Raw genomic sequence first — 19,086 nt, forward strand, 5'->3', positions numbered from 1 at the left:
TTTTGAATTCTTCAGTGAAATTTTTGGCTGACATAAACACTCCTTCATTAAGCCTCTATTATGAGGCAAAAAAGTGTCTATAAAACCCGGGTCTATTCACTATAAATTACCCTTAAGACTGCCGACAATGCCGGCAGTGATTAATCAAACGTCTGGGCAATGTTGCTTCAACCATCCCCGAACATCCGTCACCACAATACCCTGCCGAGCATTGTAGGTTTTCGCTTTATCCCAGGAGACACCATCAGCACGGGCAAACGCCAGCCGGTAGGCCGCTGTGAGACTTTCAGGTGACGCAGCCACAGCATCCTGCAAAGCCTGATGATCCTCAACCACCAGCGTATAAGGACATCAGTCATGCTCACCAAGCAGTTCAGCCAGCTGACGGTGGCGCATACCGGCAACCGTTGGTCCCTGAGTATCCTCTATACGCTGGGCACCCATGGGCCTTTACGCCATGCGGAACTGGGTCGGACACTATCCGGTGTAACACGGCGCATGCTGACAAGAACGCTGCGCCATTTGGAGCGTGACGGATTGATTACTCGTCATGACTACCAACAAAAATACCCCCATCCTCACGTCGAATATCAATTAACCTCAATCGGGGAAGGCGTGCTGGTTAATATGCTGCCAATGTGAGAATGGATCCTGTCAAACATGTCCGAGATCCGGGATTCCCGTAGCAAATTTATGGCTGACGCGATGAAGGGTTAAGGTGAAAAGACAGCGCGAAAATTAGGATTTTTACCTAAAAAACAGTTTTAAATTCAATGGAATTAGGATTCATCTTAAAATACACCGGCATATTTATGGATATTAAATGCCAGGGAACAGGATGAACAAAAAGGAGCCTAAACCCGATTACCAGGTTGAATATGGCGAAGAATGGAAACCGGAAAAAACCTCTAAATGGTTTTGGATCATACTCATCGCCATCATCGGTACTCTGGTCGCCATTTCGTGAAGCGCAGGCTCCCCTTCAGTGAGAAGAAATAAAATCTGAAGGAGTCACAGGCGCAGGCAGCGAAAAGTTCTGCCTCATACGCTCAACTTCATTGAGCGGTGTTAGCCCGAAAAGACGTTTAAACTCACGACTGAACTGAGAAACGCTTTCATACCCTACCCGCGCACAGGCTGCCGAAGCTGTGAGATTATTTCGCAGCATCAGCAATCGAGCCTGATGCAACCGCGTAGATTTAAGATATTGCATCGGGGACGTGTTGGTCACGTTTTTGAAATGACTGTGGAATGTTGGCAGGCTCATGCCCGCCTCTTTCGCCAGCGCCTTCACATCCAGATACGCGTCATACTCGGCGTGTAATTTTCGCAGCGCTTTTGCCACTTTGCCAAACTGCCCCTGCGTGGTCAGCGCATTTCGCAACATCTGCCCCTGCGCCCCGGTCATTACGCGGTAATAGATTTCCCGCATCATCGCCGGCCCCAATATCTCGGCATCCAAAGGTGAAGCCATGACCTGCAGAAAACGCAAAACCGAGAGGCTCATAGCGTCATCCATCGGACTCGATACCATACTTCGCGGAGGCTCGCTGGGGTGCGGACGATGAGCATCGAGTTGCAACATCAAATCAGCCGCCAAACTGAAATCCAGCCGCATATAAATCGCCAACATCGGCTCTGAAGCACTGGCATCCGTTTCCATGGTAAAGGGCACCGGAACGGACACCATCAGATAATGCTGCGCATCATACAAATAGACATCATTACCCAAAAAGCCGCGTTTTCTCCCCTGCACCACAATGACGATCCCCGGTTCATATAAAACTGGTGTGCGCAGTAATGGGCGGTTGGAGCGTAGAAAACGCACGTCCGCCAGGGCCGTTAGGTTGTAGCCTTCATGCGGTGTCAACCGATCCAAAAGCTCAATCATCTGGTCCGTAACCGTTGGCATGAAAAAGGTCATAGGCGTCTGAAAAGAGAAGTGGGAAGTCATTGAAGTGTGACAGTCAGCAATGGGCCTGTCCAGATAACTCAGAGGAATAGGCAAACATCAGAGAGGATCCGGGCTACGGGTTTTATCTTGTCCACCCTAATCTGTCAGTCCACCCTACTGAGGATAATGCCATGAATCGATCAAAATTATTTTTCATCACCGGGGTCAGCAGCGGTTTAGGTCGCGCACTGGCAGAAGAAGCGCTTAAAGCGGGTCACCGCGTGGTCGGAACGCTGCGCAACAAGCAGGCCAAAGATGAATTCGAAACCCTGGCACCGGACCGCTGCTTTGGCCGCATTCTCGATGTCACTCATTTCGCTGCGATTGCCCCACTGGTAGACGCCGTAGAGCGGGAACTGGGAGCTGTCGACGTTCTGGTCAATAACGCCGGTTATGGCCACGAAGGGATTATGGAAGAATCGCCGCTGAGTGAAGCTCTCCACCAATTTGAGGTCAACGTGTTTGGCGCCGTGGCCGTAATTAAAGCTTTCCTGCCTTATTTTCGGGCGCGTCGGGCCGGCCATATTCTCAATGTGACCTCCATGGGCGGCTTCATCACCTTGCCGGGGATCAGCTTCTATTGCGGCAGCAAATTTGCCTTGCAGGGAATTTCAGAAACGCTGACCAAAGAACTACAGCCCTTTAATATTGCGGTCACCGCCATTCAGCCAGGATCTTTTCGAACCGACTGGGCCGGGCGCTCTATGGTGCGTTCACCACGCAGCATCAGCGATTACGATCAGAGTTTTGGACCGATCCGTGAAACGCGCGAAAAACGCAGCGGCCATCAACCCGGCGATCCGGTTAAGGCCGCCAAAGCCATGCTGCAACTCATCAACAGCCCTGAACCCCCGGCATCACTGCTGCTGGGCAGCGATGCCGTCATGTATGTGAGGGAAAAGCTGCACCAAATGAACAGAGATATCGATACCTGGGAAACCCTTAGCCGCTCAACCGATGGCTAATACTGCCTGCGTTCATTCTTGTTTACAGCAACATATAGCTTGAAGGTAGTCGGCGCTGGCTAAAAATTGCGTTGGCAATAGTGTCGACTACAATTCAATCGAAATACCTCCCTACAAAGTCAGTCTTGATTCATATTTGAGGTGATTATGTTACATAAACACGAAAACGTAATAAGTATGACTGCACTTAGCCACCAGGCCACCCAACAATTAATGCCGTCGTTTTCTGGCTTGCCCCATACACAACACGCCGACGGCAAGTACCGCTTGCGCCGCTATTCGGTCGTCAAACATCTCAATGGTCATGTGGTAGAAATTGGACCACGCAATTTCGTTCAGTCTGATGAAATCAACCACTTTCAGGGCAACGTGGTGCGCCATTTCGAGCCGATTGACGACGCCGTATTGCAAAGCGCCGCTATGGAAGAAATGTGCAATCTGTTTGCTGAAAGCAATGATTTACCTGAAGGAACGGAAATAGAAATCCATCAGATGCGCGTGGTCGCTATTGATAATGAAACGCAGGTGGCGCCGGAAGGGATACATCAGGATGGTTTTGACCATATCGCCATGATTGGCATCCATCGGCAAAATATTGTCGGCGGCGAGATCATGCTATACGCCGATAATCACCAGCCCCCGTTCTTTAAAAAAGTGTTGGCGGATGGTGAAGCCGTTTTGCTGGCGGACAGTAAACTATGGCATAACGCCACGCCGATCAGCGCCATTGTCCCGGAACAAGAGGGGCATCTTGACCTGTTTGTTCTGACCGCACGTGGGGAAAGAGCATGACATTTACTGCCGAACTCGCCCGCGCCCAGTTTAGTGCGCTGACCCAAAGCTATGATGATAAACCCGTTATCTTTTTCGATGGGCCTGGCGGTTCTCAGGTTTCGCAAAGCGTGCTGGAGAAAATGACCCACTACCTGGGGAAATATAACGCCAATCTGGGCGGGCATTATTTTTCCAGCCATAAGACTACTGAGGTGATGGATAATGCAAGGGAATCAGTGCGCACCTTCTTGAATGCGCCCTCACCCGATAATATCGTTTTTGGCATGAACATGACCTCGCTGACGTTCCACCTCAGCCGCATCATTAGCCGTGATTGGCGAGCCGGGGACGAGATCATCGTTACCGAGCTGGATCACTACGCCAATGTCTCCGGCTGGCAGCAGGCGGCAAATGACAAACAGGTCACCATGCATCAAATCCCACTGCAACAAGCGGATTGTTCTTTGGATACCGCCCGGCTGTGCGAAAAAATCACCGCAAAAACTCGCCTGGTCGCGGTCACTTATGCATCTAATGTCACGGGCAGCATTGTCGATATTAAAGCCATCACCGAGGCCGCCCACCGGGTCGGCGCGCAGGTTTACGTCGACGCAGTGCATTATGCTCCGCATAACCTGATCGATGTGCAGGCGCTGGGTTGCGACTTTCTGGTGTGTTCTGCCTATAAGTTCTTTGGCCCGCATATCGGCATGGCCTATATCGCGCCGCAATGGCTGCAACGGCTGCAACCCTATAAAGTCGAGCCGGCCACCGACATTGGCCCAGGCCGTTTTGAGACCGGCACCCAAAGTTTCGAAGGGTTGGCCGGCGTAACGGCAGCCATTGACTACCTGGCGCAATGGGGCACGCCAGGCGCTCCTTTAAGGCAGCGTTTGCAGGAAAGTTTTGCCGACTATCACCGCCATGAAGAGAACCTGTGCAGGCACTTCCTGCAAGGCCTGCAGAACGTCGACGGCGTGCGGCTTTACGGTACCTCGCAGGCAGACATTCACCGTCGCACTCCGACCTTTGCTCTGACCTTTAGCGGCCATGCGCCTGAGGAAATTGCCCGTCGACTTGGCCGGCACAATATCTGCGCCGGCAGCGGGCACTTCTATGCACTGGGGTTAATTCGGCGGTTGAACCTGCAGGACAGCGGCGGCGTGCTGCGCATTGGAATGATGCATTACAATACTCAGCAGGAAATCGACATGCTGTTTGAGGTGCTCGCCAGCGAACGCTTGATCCATGCGTAAAGTCTATTGGTGGAAACGCCGAGTCGTGAGGACAGATATTGTCTATGGGATCGGAGTCACTCCATGACAGGGGCGCAATGCCCCTTATTCTTTGGGATAAGAAAATTCAGCAGTGACTAAATGTGACTCTAATTTCTCAGATTGAACAGCGTACGCGAAGATATACCGCTCTCCAGATGTAAACTTAAATCCGAACACAGGAAGACACTCCCCCTTCGGTACATAAACAGGCTTGTCATCAAAAATCTTGTGAAGAGAGTCGCTTTTATCGCTGTTGATTTGAATAGCAGTGATCCGTTCCTGTGGCTCCAGTGGCGACACCACACAAACATGATTGTCTTTGATAAATGCCGTTGTAGATTCTCGATCTACCATTCAATCACCAAGCCCAGGGCATCCCGTTAAGAGAAATACGACAGCCAGCAACATTCTATTTTTCATGATTAACGCCCCTTCCCTGTTACGATTTTCTGGTAAAGCGAGGGGACATCCTGCAACTTATCTCCCCCCTGTACATCCCCATTCGCCCAGGTCTCTGATAGTAAGACCACTTACTGATCCCATAAACCAGCAGTAGCCAGTAATCAGCTAAAATAGAGGCTTGCTGTTCAAGAGAATAATCAGTGAGTTTGTCTTTATCCAGTCTGTAGGTATATTCAGCAGCCCAGCTAAAAGCACCCCGCATTCTCACCCATTGCCCGTGTTGGTGTTGCCACACATGCCCCAGTTCATGGATGAAAACATATTTATCTTCGACGAAAACCGAGTTTGCGGAGAAGTCTTCTCTATACATCGGCTTTCTGTACCATAACTCCCCGTTGGGCGTCATCGTGTAGTTCTGTTTCTGTAGGCCGAATGGTAATTAGCTGTCGCAATGAATCCAGACACGGCTATAAACTATCGAATCACCGAACCCCGTGCGAGCCATTGCAATCTCGCCCAACGTCATCCGGCGTAATGTTCCTTCCTCAACCTGTGCGCTCATAAACTGCCCTCCTTGTCTGATTTATTTCAGGTTATCCAAGGTACAGAAAACGTGCAACTAACGGATTTTGGACAATAAAGCCTTATTGCCCGTTGGTGGTAAGACAACGTGCGGAGCCGTCAGGCGACTTCATTAGGGTGTGTCAGACAGTGATACTCATCAGTACCCGAAGGAGCGAGGCCGAACCGCTGGCAGAGCCTACATTTCGTGTGCAGGGACGAAAACCGCCATGAACCTGTTTAGTGACATCGGGCTTAAATGCGCCTTGCTATGAGCTTTCTGCGAGTATTTAGAGCCTAGGGTGGGGCTTAGGTTTCTTGTTTTACTATCGCGGTAAGACGCTGGAACGACCGCCAACGGTTTAATATGCTCGCAGATCAACTACACACCAAACAGTGACATTTACGGATGTAGTTCAATGGCACGGATAGCGTTATAGGTGAGAAATCACCTTAGCTAGAGGTATTTATAAATTAATGCATTGATTTATAAGTGGAAATGGAGCGGGTGAAGGGAATCGAACCCTCGTATGCAGCTTGGGAAGCTGCCGTTCTACCATTGAACTACACCCGCATCGGTGTGCGGCTGTCATTATAACCGGTTATCCCTGCCGGGCAAGCGGAGATAACGCGTAACTGCTGGTGTTTTAAGCAGTTAGCGATAATAGGCACTATCCTCACTCATCAGACGAAAAAAAACCGGCACAGTCGCCTGCGCCGGTTGATATTCATTACTGCGAAGTTATTTCTGTGGGCGCATTGCCGGGAACAGGATCACGTCGCGAATGGTGTGGCTGTTGGTGAACAGCATCACCATACGGTCGATACCGATGCCCAGACCTGCGGTTGGTGGCAGGCCGTGCTCCAGCGCGGTAACGTAGTCTTCGTCGTAGAACATCGCTTCGTCATCACCTGCGTCTTTCGCATTAGCCTGGTCAGCAAAACGCTGCGCCTGGTCTTCTGCGTCATTCAGCTCGGAGAAGCCGTTACCGATTTCACGGCCGCCGATGAAGAACTCGAAGCGGTCAGTGATTTCCGGGTTAACGTCGTTACGGCGCGCCAGCGGCGAAACTTCTGCCGGGTATTCAGTGATGAAGGTCGGCTGAATCAAATGACTTTCCGCCACTTCTTCGAAGATCTCGGTCACTACGCGGCCCAGACCCCAGCTCTTATCAACCTTGATACCGATGGATTCAGCGATAGCCACCGCTTTACCCATATCAGCCAGGTCAGCCAGATCGGTTTCCGGACGGTATTTTTTGATCGCCTCGGTCATGGTCAGCTTCACGAACGGCTTACCGAAGTCGAACACTTCATCACCGTACTGCACTTGAGTATTGCCCAGCACGTTCTGGGTGAGGGTGCGGAACAGCGACTCGGTCAGTTCGATCAGATCTTTGTAATCCGCGTAAGCCATATAGAGTTCCATCATGGTGAACTCTGGGTTATGACGCGGAGAAACGCCTTCGTTACGGAAGTTACGGTTGATTTCGAATACGCGTTCAAAACCCCCTACCACCAGACGCTTCAGGTACAGCTCAGGGGCAATACGCAGGTACATATCGATGTCCAGCGCATTGTGGTGAGTCACGAATGGACGAGCAGAAGCCCCGCCCGGGATCACCTGCATCATAGGGGTTTCGACTTCCATGAAGCCGCGTTCCACCATGAAGTTACGCATTGCCGCCATGATCTGAGAACGCACCTGGAAGGTCTTGCGCGATTCGTCGTTGGCGATCAGATCCAGGTAACGCTGACGATAACGGGTTTCCTGATCGGCCAGGCCGTGGAATTTGTCCGGCAACGGGCGCAGGGCCTTGGTCAGCAGGCGCAGTTCGGTGCAATGGATAGACAGCTCGCCGGTCTTGGTTTTGAACAGCTTGCCACGTGCGCCAAGGATGTCACCCAGGTCCCACTTCTTGAATTCTTCGTTGTAAACGCCTTCCGCCAGATCGTCGCGGGCGACGTACAACTGGATGCGGCCACCGACGTCTTGCAGCGTGACAAAGGATGCCTTGCCCATGATACGGCGGGTCATCATACGGCCGGCAACGGTGACTTCTACACCCAATGCTTCCAGCTCTTCGTTGTCTTTATCGCCGTACGCAGCGTGCAGCTTGTCGGACGTGGTGTCGCGACGGAAATCATTCGGGAACGCAATGCCGTTCTCGCGCAGCGCAGCCAGTTTTTCACGGCGTGACTGCAACTCGTTATTGAGATCCAGCGCCTGTTCGGCGCCTTGTGGTTGTTGCTCAGACATTTCTGTTCCTTATAACCCGGCTTTCAAACTTGCCTCAATGAATTTATCCAGGTCGCCATCTAATACGGCCTGCGTGTTGCGCGTTTCAACGTTAGTGCGCAAATCCTTGATTCGGGCGTCATCCAGCACGTAAGAGCGAATTTGGCTGCCCCACCCGATATCGGACTTGTTGTCTTCCATCATCTGTTTATCAGCATTTTTCTTTTGCATCTCAAACTCGTACAGCTTGGCTCGCAGCTGTTTAAACGCTTGATCCTTGTTCTTATGCTGAGAACGGTCGTTCTGACACTGCACTACGATGTTGGTCGGCAAGTGGGTAATACGCACCGCCGACTCAGTTTTGTTCACGTGCTGACCACCCGCCCCCGAGGCGCGGTAAACGTCGATTCGCAGGTCCGCCGGGTTGATGTCGATATCAATATCATCGTCCACTTCCGGGTAGATAAACACCGAACTGAACGAGGTATGACGACGGCCGCCGGAGTCGAACGGGCTCTTGCGCACCAGGCGGTGTACGCCGGTTTCAGTACGCAACCAGCCGAACGCGTAATCGCCGATGATCTTGATGGTGGCGGACTTCAACCCTGCCACATCGCCGTCGGACTCTTCAATCACTTCGGTCTTGAAGCCCTTGGCCTCTGCCCAGCGCAGGTACATGCGCAGCAACATGCTGGCCCAGTCCTGTGCTTCGGTGCCGCCGGAACCCGCCTGGATATCCAGATAGCAATCAGCACTGTCGTATTCACCAGAGAACATACGACGGAATTCTAATTGTTCCAGCTTGGCAGACAGTTGATCAAGCTCAACGACGGCTTCGTTAAAGGTTTCTTCATCGTCGGCTTCAATCGCCAATTCCAGCAGGCCAGAGACGTCTTCGCCCCCCTGTTCCAGCTGATCGATGGTTTCAACGATGGCTTCAAGCGCTGCGCGCTCTTTACCCAGCGCCTGTGCGCGCTCGGGTTCGTTCCAAACGTCAGGTTGTTCCAGCTCTGCGTTAACTTCTTCTAGGCGTTCTTTCTTGGCATCATAGTCAAAGATACCCCCTAAGAACGGCAGTCCGCACGGACAGGTCCTGAATTCGGTTTTTTACCGGGTTAATTTCAAACATGTTTTTTGCGTTCTTTTACGTTGATGTCGTCGATGGCGAAATGCCATTGGAACCGGTAATTCTAGCGGATCCAGGCGTCAGTTTATAGCCGGTTGGTTAGTTTTTGTGGGGGAAGAAAACATGCCGGGGTTTGGCAGAGCAAACCCCGGGATAAAGCAGCCACAAATCAACGCGGCCAGAGGTGTTGGATCAGTAACTGCACGTTGCGGTTGCCACGGAACTCGTTGACGTCGAGCTTGTAGGCCAGCTCCACTTCGCGCACGCTGCTGTCTGGCCACAGGGTGGTGTCGACGTTGAAAGCGATACCATCCAGCAGTGGGCCGCCGCCAAGCGGTTCCACCATCAGTTTCAGGTGTTTCTCACCTACCAGCCGCTGCTGCAGGATACGGAAGGTGCCGTCGAAGGTCGGTTCCGGGAACGCCTGGCCCCAGGGGCCTCCTTCGCGCAACAGCTCCGCCGTTTCCAGCGAAAGTTCCTGCATCGCCAGTTCGCCGTCAGACCAAATCACCCCTTCCAGCATCGCCGGATCGAGCCATTCCCCCACCAGATCGCCAAAGCGCTGGCGAAACTCGTCGAATTTGCTCTCTTCCAGCGACAGCCCGGCCGCCATGGCATGGCCACCGAACTTCATCATCAACCCCGGATTCAGCGTATCCAACCGCTCCAGCGCATCACGCATGTGCAGACCGGCTATCGAACGCCCGGAGCCTTTAAGAATGCCCTCACCAGCCGGTGCAAAGGCGATCACCGGACGATGAAAACGCTCCTTGATGCGCGAAGCCAAAATCCCAACCACGCCCTGATGCCACTCCGGATGATACATCGCCAGCCCGTATGGCAAGGCGGTGCTGCTGCGCTCCAGTTCGTCGCACAGCTGCAGAGCTTCAACCTGCATGCCCTGTTCAATCTCACGCCGTGTCAGATTGAGCGCATCAAGATCGTTAGCCAACATACGCGCCTGCGCAATGTCATCACTCAGCAACAACGCCACGCCGATCGACATATCATCCAGTCGTCCGGCGGCATTGAGCCGTGGCCCCAGCGCAAAGCCGAGATCGTTGGCTGCCAGCTGACGTGCATCACGATTAGCCACTTCCAGCAATGCCCGGATGCCAGGCCGACATTTGCCGGCCCGGATGCGGTTCAGACCCTGGTACACCAGAATGCGGTTGTTGGCATCGAGCGGTACTACGTCAGCCACCGTACCAAGCGCGACCAGATCCAGCAGTTCTGCCAGATTCGGCATCGCCAACGCACGTTGTTCGAACCAGCCGCTGTCACGCAGGCGGGCACGCAACGCCAGCATCAGATAGAAAGCCACACCGACACCGGCCAGAGATTTGGACGGGAACTCACAACCACGCAGGTTCGGGTTGACGATCGCTTCCGCCGCCGGCAGGGTTTCCCCCGGCAGGTGATGGTCGGTCACCAGCACCTGCATACCTTTGGCGTGGGCCACGTCCACTCCTGCATGGGAAGAGATGCCGTTATCCACCGTCAGGATCAATTCCGCACCGCGCGTTGCCGCCTGCTCGACCACTTCGGGGCTCAGGCCGTAGCCGTCCTCAAAACGATTCGGTACCAGATAGTCGACCGCACTGCCGCCCATGCTGCGCAGCGCCAACACCGTCAACGCGGTACTGGTGGCGCCATCGGCGTCGAAGTCCCCCACCACGATGATGCGACGACTCGCGGCCAGCGCCTGTTGCAGAATGCCAACGGCGGCGTCAATGCCATCCAACTGTTGCCATGGCAGCATGCCTTTGACGCTGCGCTCCAATTCCTGCTCAGCCTGAACGCCACGCAGCGCATATAAACGGCGCAACAGCGGGTGCAGGCTGGCTGGCAGATGGCTATCGTCCGCCGCCGCACGGCGGCGTAGTTGTGTTTTGATGCTCACCGGCGATTAACCACCGGTTTTGGTTGCGGTCTGATGCGCGTCCAGCATGGCGGCCATCTCTTTTGGCCCCTGATACCCTGGGATCATCATGCCGTTTTCCAAAATGATGGCCGGAGTACCCTGAATACCGAACTGCACGCCGAGCGCATAGTGTTTGCTGATGTCGGTTTTACAGGTCGCCGGAGAAACCGCGTCGCCTTTCATGGCGGTATCGAAGGCCTTGGCCTTGTCGGCGGTACACCAGATTGACTGCATGTCTTTCTCGGCCTGGGAATTGAGACCCTGACGCGGGAACGCCAGATAGCGGACGGTAATGCCCAAATCGTTATATTCTTTCATCTGCTGGTGCAGCTTGTGGCAGTAGCCACAGGTGATGTCGGTAAACACGGTGATCACGTGTTTCTGCTTTGGCGCTTTGTAGACGATCATCTGATCTTTCAGCGCTTCCAGCTTGCCGGTCAGCAGTTGGTTGGTGACGTTAACCGGCTCTTTGCCACTGACGTCGTACAACGGGCCTTGCAGAATGTGCTTGCCGTCTTCGGTCACATACAGCACGCCGTTATCGGTCAGCACGGTTTTCAGGCCGGTCACCGGTGAAGGCTGCACGTCCGCCTGTTGAATGCCCAGGCTGCCAAGCGCTTTTTGGATTGCCGCATCGTCGGCATGGGCCGCGCCGGTCACTGAAGCCACCAGCAGGGAGAGCAGCATTAAACCTTTCTTCATTCTTCCAATCCTTTTGAACCCGGCGTGTCAGGCACGCGGGTGGTGCTGTTGATGTAGCTGTTTAAGTCTTTCAGTCGCTACATGCGTGTAAATTTGTGTGGTCGAGAGGTCGCTATGCCCCAATAACATTTGTACGACACGGAGATCGGCCCCATGGTTCAGCAAATGGGTAGCAAACGCGTGGCGCAGCACGTGTGGCGACAACCTCTCGCTGTCAATACCCGCTAGGATCGCATAGTGTTTGATGCGATGCCAGAATGTCTGTCGGGTCATTTGCTGGCTGCGGTTGCTGGGGAACAAGACGTCCAGCGCCTGACCGTTGACCATCCACGGGCGGCCATGCTCCAGATAGTTTTCTATCCAGTACACCGCTTCTTCACCCAACGGCACCAGTCGTTCCTTGTTGCCTTTACCTATCACCCGCACCACGCCCTGACGCAGGCTGACATCGCTGATGGTCAGCCCGACCAGTTCGGAGACGCGCAGCCCGGTAGCGTACAGCACTTCCAGCATCGCCTTGTCACGCAGCTCCAGCGGCTGATCGACACAGGGCGCCTTCAGCAGCGCATCGACCTGCGCTTCGCTCAAGTCTTTCGGCAGGCGCTGCGGCAGTTTCGGCGAAGCCAGCAGGGCAGTGGGATCGTCGCTACGCATATTTTCGCGATACAGGTATTGGAACAGACGGCGCATGGCGCTCAGCAAACGGGCGGAGCTGGTCGCTTTATAGCCCCCCTCCACCCGATCGGCGAGAAACGCCTGTAAATCCAGCACCTGTGCCTGTAACAGCGAGGTATTTTTCTGATTCAGCCAGGCCCCCAGCGCCTGCAAATCCAATCGGTAAGAGGCCAGCGTATTTTCTGCCAGATTACGTTCGAGCCACAGTGCATCCAGGAATTGCTCAATCAACGCGCTATCTTGCTGTTGCACGCGGTCCTCTCTTTGTTACGTTTATGCCACAGGCATTATGCCTTAAGCCGGTACAAATCGGGTATACTCGCTGCAATTCTACCTACGGCAATATAAACGGTTTACACATGAAGATTGGTCTGTTTTACGGCTCCAGCACCTGCTACACCGAGATGGCGGCAGAAAAAATCCGTGAGATTTTAGGTGAAGACCTGGTCGACCTGCACAACCTGAAAGATGTTTCCCCCAAGCTGATGGAAGAGTACTCCATCCTGATCCTCGGCATGCCAACCTGGGATTTCGGTGAGCTTCAAGAAGATTGGGAGGCAATTTGGCCACAGCTGACCACGCTGGATCTCCAGGGGAAAATTGTCGCCATGTATGGCATGGGCGATCAACTCGGCTACGGCGAATGGTTCCTCGATGCACTCGGCATGTTGCACGATCACATTGCCCCACTGGGCGTACAGTTTATTGGCTTCTGGCCGATCGACGGCTTCGAATTCACCAGTCCGAAACCGCTAAGCGCCGACGGCAAACACTTTGTTGGCCTGGCGCTCGATGATGTGAACCAATACGACATGAGCGAAGAACGTCTGCAACAGTGGTGCGAACAGATCCTGCTGGAGATGGAACCCCTGCTATAATGCCCATGGGCGCGGTAGCCGCGCCCAGTTCGATGCTTATTTCCACAACCGGAAGCGATTTTCCCCCGCGCCGGTTGGCGTTTCTCCGTTCAAGCGCGCCGGATCGGCCACCTGATACCAGTCCAATTTACGCGTCAGCAGCATAATTCCCGCCAAAATAGCGAACAACAGCCCTGCCCCCAGTACCAACGCGTTATCTTCCGACTGCAGCAACAGATACAGCACGCCATACAACATCAACAGACTGGCCGCGAACAGCGCCCCCCGCAGCCAGCCGCGCAGTACCGCACTGAGGTAAAAGGCGATCAGCCCACTGCAGGCGATACTGGCCAGCAGATAAGCGGTGGCGAAGCCAAAATGCTCGGAGAATGCCAGCAGTATCAGGTAGAACAGCACCAGTGCCGCGCCGACCAGCAGATACTGAATCGGGTGCACCCGCAAACCGGTCAGGGTCTCGAACAGGAAGAACGCCATAAATGTCAGGCCGATAAACAGCACCGCATACTTCACCGCGCGCTCGGTCAGTTGATAGTGATCGACCGGTTCAATCAGGCTGGTGCTAAACGTTGGCAGCTTGTCTTCGCCAAGAATTTCGTCGTCGTAATGGAAAGCGCTGTTGATGTTGTTGGCAAACCAGGTGCTGCGCCAGCGGGCACTGAAGCCTTTATCCGTCACTTTGCGTTCGTCCGGCAAGAAGTTACCGAGGAAATTCGGATGTGGCCAATTGCTCTGCAATGTCAATTCACTGCTGCGACCAAGCGGGACCAGAGACAGGCTGCTGGTTCCGGCCAGCGTCAGGGTAAACTCAGCATCCAGCCCCGCTTTTTGCAATGCGGCCAGCGTCAGCGGTGCATGAATACCCTGATGTAACACGCTGACCTGAGTTCCTGGCTCAAAGGGGGTCTGTGACTGTGCGCTGGTAAGCGGTGAGATGCTCTTGATACCGCGTGAATCGCTCAGCGAAACCAGCAGGAAAGGCTGACCCATAGTCACATTGCTGCGCTGCAAGTCTGTCACATCCGGCTGGCCAAACTTCACCTTAAACTGCAGCGGTCCCTGATAGACCTGAGTCTGGTAAATGCCCAGCTTGCGCACCTCCACGTTCGGCTTGCCGCTGACCTGCAAATTCTCGGGCAACAAATAGCGATGATGGCGAATCACTTGTACCACCTTCTGCCCCTTGTCATCCGTCTTCTCTTCCCGCTCGCTGTAAGGGATGACGATCAACGGCCCCAAAATGCGCTGCGCCCGGCTGGTGCTTTCGCTGACCTGCCCAACCACGCTCTGGCGGTAGCCGCTGCGCTCATCAATCACATTCATTAGCATCGTTACCGGGATGATCATTAAAATCATTAGTCCCAGCAGAGTGGTTATTTTCCAAAACAGTACCGATTTCATCATCGTCGCGCTCCATGTAGGTAATGGAGTCACGATAATGCCCTCGGGTGAAAGCAGAATGTGGTTATGTGAAGGGACGGTGAAGTCAGAGCGATACGGTGAAAACAGCGGTCACGCCGTGCGGCTGACGGTTGATCAACTGAATGCTGCCTCGGTGCAAGCGCGCCACTTCCTGCACAAAATTCAGCCCCAGACCGCTGCTTTTCGGCTTATCCGAGCGGGCCAGAGAATAGAAACGCTCGAACACTTTATCCAGTGCATAATCCGGAATGCCGCTGCCGTCGTCACAAACGGTGATCTGGTAATGGCCCTCGTGGCGTTCACCGCGCACCTTGATGCTGCCGCCAACTGGGGTGAAGTCCAGTGCGTTGTCCAACAGGTTGGTCAGCGCCTGGCTAATCAGCAGTCCATCGCCGCTCAGGGTGATATCTTCCACCCCTTCAACCTGGAGCAAAACGCTACGCCGCGTTGCCTGCGCCTCTTTGCCTGCCACAGCCAGACGCACCAGCGTCGCCATTGCCAGTGGCACAAGTTCCAAGGCCGGCCGGCTCTCCAGCCGCGCTTGCACCAGCAATTTATCCACCAGTTGCTGAATGCGCGCACTCTGCTGTTCGATATTGGTCAGAAAACGCTGTGCAGTGGCCGCCGGCGGTTGTTCCTGCAGCAGCTCGGCCGCACCGCGGATCGCCGCCAGCGGGCTTTTCAGTTCGTGGGTCAAGGTATGTACATACTGCTCAATGTAGGCCTTGCCCTCCAGCTTTACCCGCATGCTGTCCAACGCCTGCGCCAACTGGGTCAATTCGTGGCCGCCCATCTTTGGCAACGGCAGGCTTTCACCCTGCGCCACACCGTCAGCGTAGTGCACCAGCCGCCCAATCGAGCGGTTGATCCACCAGACAAAGCCCAGGCCGATCAGCAAGGCAATGCCCAACAGCAGCGCACCGGCCCACAGAATACGGCGTTCGCTGCGCTTGATCACCGGTACCATGGTGCTGTTGGGTTTACCGACGCTAAGCACACCGATGATTTTCCCCTGATCCATTACCGGCGCGGCAACATACATCACCGAGCTGTTTTCATCCTGCGGATCGCTGCGCGTGCTGCGTGCGCCGTACTGGCCAAGCAGCGTCAGATAAACGTCATTCCAGCGTGAGTAATCCTGGCCGAGCGCCTTGCCGCTGGAATCAAAAATGACCTTGCCGTTTTGATCGGTAAGATAAACGTGATATTCGCTGCGATCCTTGCGGATGCCGGCAATATTGGCGCCAATGGGGCGTTGATTGAGTTGAGAGAACGCCTGTGACAGTTGCCCGTGCGCCACGTCGGCGTCCTGCATGTCCAGACGTGCAATCTGCGCCAGCAGGTTGGCAGTGTCCACCAGTGTGCCTTCGGTAGCGCGCCGCACGCCGGGTTTCACTTCTTGCACGAAAATGCTCAGTACGAAATAGCCCGCCACCGCCACAATCAGGAAGTATCCCAACAGCAGGCGCAGGCCTATTCTCATGGCTGGCGGCTCACGCTGTAGCCGAGGCCGCGATGAGTATGGATCGGGGGTTCAGCGGGATCGATGGCGCGCAGCTTGGCACGCAGCGTTTTAATATGAGTGTCGACGGTGCGATCCAGGCTTTCTTCGGCCAGCGCCCAGACGCTTTCCATCAGTTGCTGGCGTGAAAATACCCGGCCGGGTGCCAGCAACAGTGTTTTCAACAGCAAAAATTCGTAACGGGTCAGCAGCAACGGCTGCTGATGGTAATGGATGGCCGCGGCCTGTTCATCCAGGCTAAAAGGGCCGAAGTGATACAGAGCCGGCTGCTGCAGGCGCTGCTGTTTTTGCAAACGGCGCAGAATTGTGCGCACCCGGGCGCTGACTTCTCGCGGAGAAAAGGGTTTGGCAACGTAATCGTCGGCACCGATCTCCAACCCAATCAGGCGATCAAGCTCATCGCTGCGGGCGGTGAGGAATAAAATAGGCAAATCCGCCGACTGCGATAACAACCGGCGGCAGAGTTCAAAACCATTGATGTCCGGCAGACCAACATCGAGGATCGCCAACGCAGGTGCCCCTTGCGCCAGCGCCTGCAATGCCGGTTCACCGCGTTCAAACCAGCGCACCTGAAAGCCTTCGCTCTCCAGGGTATAAATCAGCGTGTCGGCAATGCTGGGTTCATCTTCCACCAGCCAGAGCGTCGGCTTCATCAGGACTCCTCGTCATCACTGGCGGGCGGATACAGCAGGCGTTGACGCAAATGCCGCCAGTCGGCTTTAGCCATGGAGTCGGAAGCCAACCACAGCCGACGGCGCTTTTTGCCCCCCACCGGCTGTAACGTCAACAAAATGCCGTAACGTGGCATCCAGGGCTGTTTTAGCAGTTGCCACTCTTGCCCATGCCAACCCAGGCGTTGATTCTCCAGCAGGCGCAACTCACCCTGTCGCGACGCAATACGCTTTTGGCTGCGAATGCACTCGAACACCACCAGCGTCAGTAACACCAGCCAGATCGGACCATAGCCTTCCGGCCAGGGTGAAATCAGGATCAGCAGGATCAATGCGCCATGTGTCAGCAGCGAAAATAACTGTGTGCGCCAGGAAATACGGACGTCACATCGCCACTGGGCCACGGTCTTTATTTCGCGTCTGGATCAGTGTCACCATTCTCTGCAGTTCACTGTCCTGCGGAGCGCCATGATTCATCAGCCAATTGAAGAGATCGGGATCGTCAGACTCCAGCAGACGGATAAACAGCGCTTTGTCTGTATCGTTCAACAGGTCATATTCATACTCGAAGAAGGGCATGATAGAGATGTCCAGCTCACGCATACCGCGGCGACAAGCCCAGTGGATACGTGCTTTGTTATTAATATCCATGTTGTTATGACTAACCTCTTTTCAGCGTGGCAACGCCATCGCAGGGTTCAACTGACACACTGTATGGCAACGCCGGCGCGATATAATTCCATCAGCCAAAGATCTGTCTGCAAGGGTTACCCTTGGCCGCAAGCCTATAGAGTAACAATTTGACATACTCGCCGGGAAGGACGTTCTCGGTGTAAAGCGTAATAAAGCGCTAAATGTCAAAAAAAGCGCTGTCTGCAAGGCAAGCGTGAATAACAGTTTGCAAAGGCCGCCACCTCTTTTACCATGGGGCCAACACACCTTCAGGTAAGCTAAACGTTAAGCAGGATCTTACTATGGCGTATAAAATTCCATTTCCACCCCGTCAGCCTTCCGCTTCCTCCCATCTGCCCCTGACCCTGATCTCACTGGAAGATTGGGCGCTGGTGACATTGAACGGGCCGGACCGGGTGAAATACCTTCAGGGCCAGGTAACCGCCGATATCGAAGCGCTGCCGGACGATAGCCACGTGTTGTGCGGCCACTGCGACGCCAAGGGAAAAATGTGGAGCAATCTGCGGTTATTCCATCGCGGTGAAGGCTTTGCGTATCTGGAACGCCGCAGCGTGCTGGACAGCCAACTGGCTGAAATCAAAAAGTACGCGGTATTTTCCAAACTCACCATTGCCGCAGACAACGAAGCGGTGTTGCTGGGCGTGGCCGGTTTTCAGGCACGCGCGGCGCTGGCAGGGGTTTTCAACCGCCTGCCGGATGCGGAGCATCAGGTAGTACAGGACGGTGAAACTACCCTGTTGCACTTCTCGCTACCGGCAGAACGTTTTCTGTTGGTCACCACCGCCGCCATTGCCGAACAGTTGGTTGCCAGGTTGCACGAGCAGGCCGAACTGAACGACAGCCAGCAGTGGTTGACGCTGGATATCGAAGCCGGCTACCCGGTGATTGACGCCGCCAACAGCGGGCAGTTGATCCCACAGGCCACCAACCTGCAGGCGCTGGATGGCATCAGCTTCAGCAAGGGCTGCTACACCGGTCAGGAAATGGTGGCACGCGCCAAGTTCCGCGGTGCCAACAAACGGGCACTGTACTGGCTGGAAGGCAAGGCCGGACGAGTGCCGCAGCCTGCTGAGGACGTGGAATTGCAGCTGGGTGAGAACTGGCGCCGTACCGGTACGGTGCTGAGCGCCGCCAGATTGGCCGACGGCACGCTGTGGGTACAAGTGGTGCTGAATAACGATCTCGACGCCGACAGCAAGCTGCGGGTTCGCGACGATGCCACCAGTCAATTGACCATCAAACCGCTGCCATATTCACTGGCGGAAGAAAAATAATCCCCAGGCAGCAGGCTCACCCCTGCTGCC

At 54.5% G+C, this 19,086-nt stretch carries 18 protein-coding genes, 1 tRNA gene and 2 pseudogenes; 7 read left to right on the forward strand and 14 right to left on the reverse strand.

Annotated elements, in window-relative coordinates; genetic code table 11:
* Window positions 1–357 precede the first annotated feature (357 nt).
* Together OCH02_RS24175 and OCH02_RS24180 are read left to right on the forward strand one after the other, a co-directional pair.
* Window positions 358–642, forward strand: coding sequence for a winged helix-turn-helix transcriptional regulator (locus OCH02_RS24175; RefSeq protein WP_261433338.1), 285 nt, complete (start codon window positions 358–360; stop codon window positions 640–642).
* 196 nt (window positions 643–838) lie between these two features.
* On the forward strand, window positions 839–967 hold the full coding sequence (locus tag OCH02_RS24180; RefSeq protein WP_261433339.1) for a hypothetical protein: 129 nt from the start codon (window positions 839–841) through the stop codon (window positions 965–967).
* Window positions 968–982: 15 nt separating this feature from the next.
* Here OCH02_RS24180 and OCH02_RS24185 read toward each other — a convergent pair whose 3' ends face one another.
* Window positions 983–1,924, reverse strand: coding sequence for an AraC family transcriptional regulator (locus OCH02_RS24185; RefSeq protein ID WP_261433340.1), 942 nt, complete (start codon window positions 1,922–1,924; stop codon window positions 983–985).
* A 161-nt stretch (window positions 1,925–2,085) separates the two neighbouring features.
* Between OCH02_RS24185 and OCH02_RS24190 the strand changes: the two genes are divergently transcribed.
* From OCH02_RS24190 to OCH02_RS24200, 3 genes are all read left to right on the forward strand, one after another.
* A complete protein-coding gene (locus tag OCH02_RS24190) occupies window positions 2,086–2,919 on the forward strand; it encodes an oxidoreductase (RefSeq protein ID WP_261433341.1) in 834 nt (277 codons plus the stop codon).
* 177 nt (window positions 2,920–3,096) lie between these two features.
* Entirely contained in the window at window positions 3,097–3,711 is a 615-nt protein-coding gene (locus tag OCH02_RS24195) for a 2OG-Fe dioxygenase family protein (RefSeq protein ID WP_261433343.1), read from the forward strand.
* Window positions 3,708–4,949: a cysteine desulfurase-like protein gene (locus tag OCH02_RS24200; protein ID WP_261433344.1), complete on the forward strand. Its 1,242-nt coding sequence runs from the start codon at window positions 3,708–3,710 to the stop codon at window positions 4,947–4,949. The genes OCH02_RS24195 and OCH02_RS24200 overlap by 4 nt, the downstream gene beginning before the upstream one ends.
* An 84-nt stretch (window positions 4,950–5,033) precedes the next feature.
* Here the strand turns inward: OCH02_RS24200 and OCH02_RS24205 are convergent.
* From OCH02_RS24205 to xerD, 8 genes and pseudogenes are all read right to left on the reverse strand, one after another.
* A pseudogene (locus OCH02_RS24205) lies at window positions 5,034–5,390 on the reverse strand (putative T6SS immunity periplasmic lipoprotein).
* A gap of 2 nt (window positions 5,391–5,392) precedes the next feature.
* Window positions 5,393–5,934 (reverse strand): annotated as a pseudogene (locus tag OCH02_RS25455) (type IV secretion protein Rhs).
* Window positions 5,935–6,433: 499 nt separating this feature from the next.
* Window positions 6,434–6,507: transfer RNA gene (locus tag OCH02_RS24210), tRNA-Gly, on the reverse strand.
* Window positions 6,508–6,675: 168 nt separating this feature from the next.
* Window positions 6,676–8,193 carry a lysine--tRNA ligase gene (gene lysS, locus OCH02_RS24215; protein WP_261433350.1) on the reverse strand — a complete coding sequence of 506 codons (1,518 nt, stop codon included), beginning with the start codon at window positions 8,191–8,193 and terminating at the stop codon, window positions 6,676–6,678.
* 9 nt (window positions 8,194–8,202) lie between these two features.
* Window positions 8,203–9,301, reverse strand: a protein-coding gene (gene prfB / locus OCH02_RS24220) for a peptide chain release factor 2 (protein ID WP_112363199.1) whose coding sequence is annotated in 2 segments (ribosomal slippage) — window positions 8,203–9,225 and window positions 9,227–9,301 — 1,098 coding nt in all. Because the reading frame shifts where the segments join, the coding sequence is not laid out codon by codon here.
* Window positions 9,302–9,467: 166 nt separating this feature from the next.
* Window positions 9,468–11,201, reverse strand: coding sequence for a single-stranded-DNA-specific exonuclease RecJ (gene recJ / locus OCH02_RS24225; RefSeq protein ID WP_261433353.1), 1,734 nt, complete (start codon window positions 11,199–11,201; stop codon window positions 9,468–9,470).
* A 6-nt stretch (window positions 11,202–11,207) separates the two neighbouring features.
* Entirely contained in the window at window positions 11,208–11,924 is a 717-nt protein-coding gene (gene dsbC, locus OCH02_RS24230) for a bifunctional protein-disulfide isomerase/oxidoreductase DsbC (RefSeq protein WP_099063839.1), read from the reverse strand.
* 27 nt (window positions 11,925–11,951) lie between these two features.
* Window positions 11,952–12,851 (reverse strand): site-specific tyrosine recombinase XerD, encoded by a 900-nt coding sequence (gene xerD, locus OCH02_RS24235; RefSeq protein ID WP_261433355.1) that lies wholly within the window; start codon window positions 12,849–12,851, stop codon window positions 11,952–11,954.
* A gap of 107 nt (window positions 12,852–12,958) precedes the next feature.
* Here xerD and fldB point away from each other — a divergent pair, with 107 nt between their 5' ends.
* A complete protein-coding gene (fldB, locus tag OCH02_RS24240) occupies window positions 12,959–13,477 on the forward strand; it encodes a flavodoxin FldB (protein ID WP_017893855.1) in 519 nt (172 codons plus the stop codon).
* 36 nt (window positions 13,478–13,513) lie between these two features.
* On the opposite strand, the gene creD is transcribed toward fldB, so the two are convergent.
* The 5 genes from creD to sdhE form a co-directional block, all read right to left on the reverse strand.
* The gene (creD, locus tag OCH02_RS24245; RefSeq protein ID WP_261433356.1) at window positions 13,514–14,878 is read right to left on the reverse strand and encodes a cell envelope integrity protein CreD; all 1,365 of its coding nucleotides are present in this window, start codon (window positions 14,876–14,878) and stop codon (window positions 13,514–13,516) included.
* Between the two features lie 82 nt (window positions 14,879–14,960).
* Window positions 14,961–16,379, reverse strand: coding sequence for a two-component system sensor histidine kinase CreC (gene creC, locus OCH02_RS24250; RefSeq protein ID WP_261433357.1), 1,419 nt, complete (start codon window positions 16,377–16,379; stop codon window positions 14,961–14,963).
* Window positions 16,376–17,071: a two-component system response regulator CreB gene (gene creB, locus OCH02_RS24255; protein WP_261433358.1), complete on the reverse strand. Its 696-nt coding sequence runs from the start codon at window positions 17,069–17,071 to the stop codon at window positions 16,376–16,378. The genes creC and creB overlap by 4 nt, the downstream gene beginning before the upstream one ends.
* Complete coding sequence (locus OCH02_RS24260; RefSeq protein ID WP_261433360.1) at window positions 17,071–17,493, reverse strand: protein YgfX; 423 nt, start codon at window positions 17,491–17,493, stop codon at window positions 17,071–17,073. The genes creB and OCH02_RS24260 overlap by 1 nt, the downstream gene beginning before the upstream one ends.
* Window positions 17,474–17,740, reverse strand: coding sequence for an FAD assembly factor SdhE (gene sdhE, locus OCH02_RS24265; protein ID WP_012146600.1), 267 nt, complete (start codon window positions 17,738–17,740; stop codon window positions 17,474–17,476). The genes OCH02_RS24260 and sdhE overlap by 20 nt, the downstream gene beginning before the upstream one ends.
* Window positions 17,741–18,063: 323 nt before the next feature.
* Here sdhE and ygfZ point away from each other — a divergent pair, with 323 nt between their 5' ends.
* Entirely contained in the window at window positions 18,064–19,056 is a 993-nt protein-coding gene (gene ygfZ / locus OCH02_RS24270; protein WP_261433362.1) for a tRNA-modifying protein YgfZ, read from the forward strand.
* Window positions 19,057–19,086: the final 30 nt, after the last annotated feature.

It is taken from the genome of Serratia quinivorans (assembly GCF_946227985.1).
GTDB lineage: Bacteria > Pseudomonadota > Gammaproteobacteria > Enterobacterales > Enterobacteriaceae > Serratia > Serratia quinivorans_A.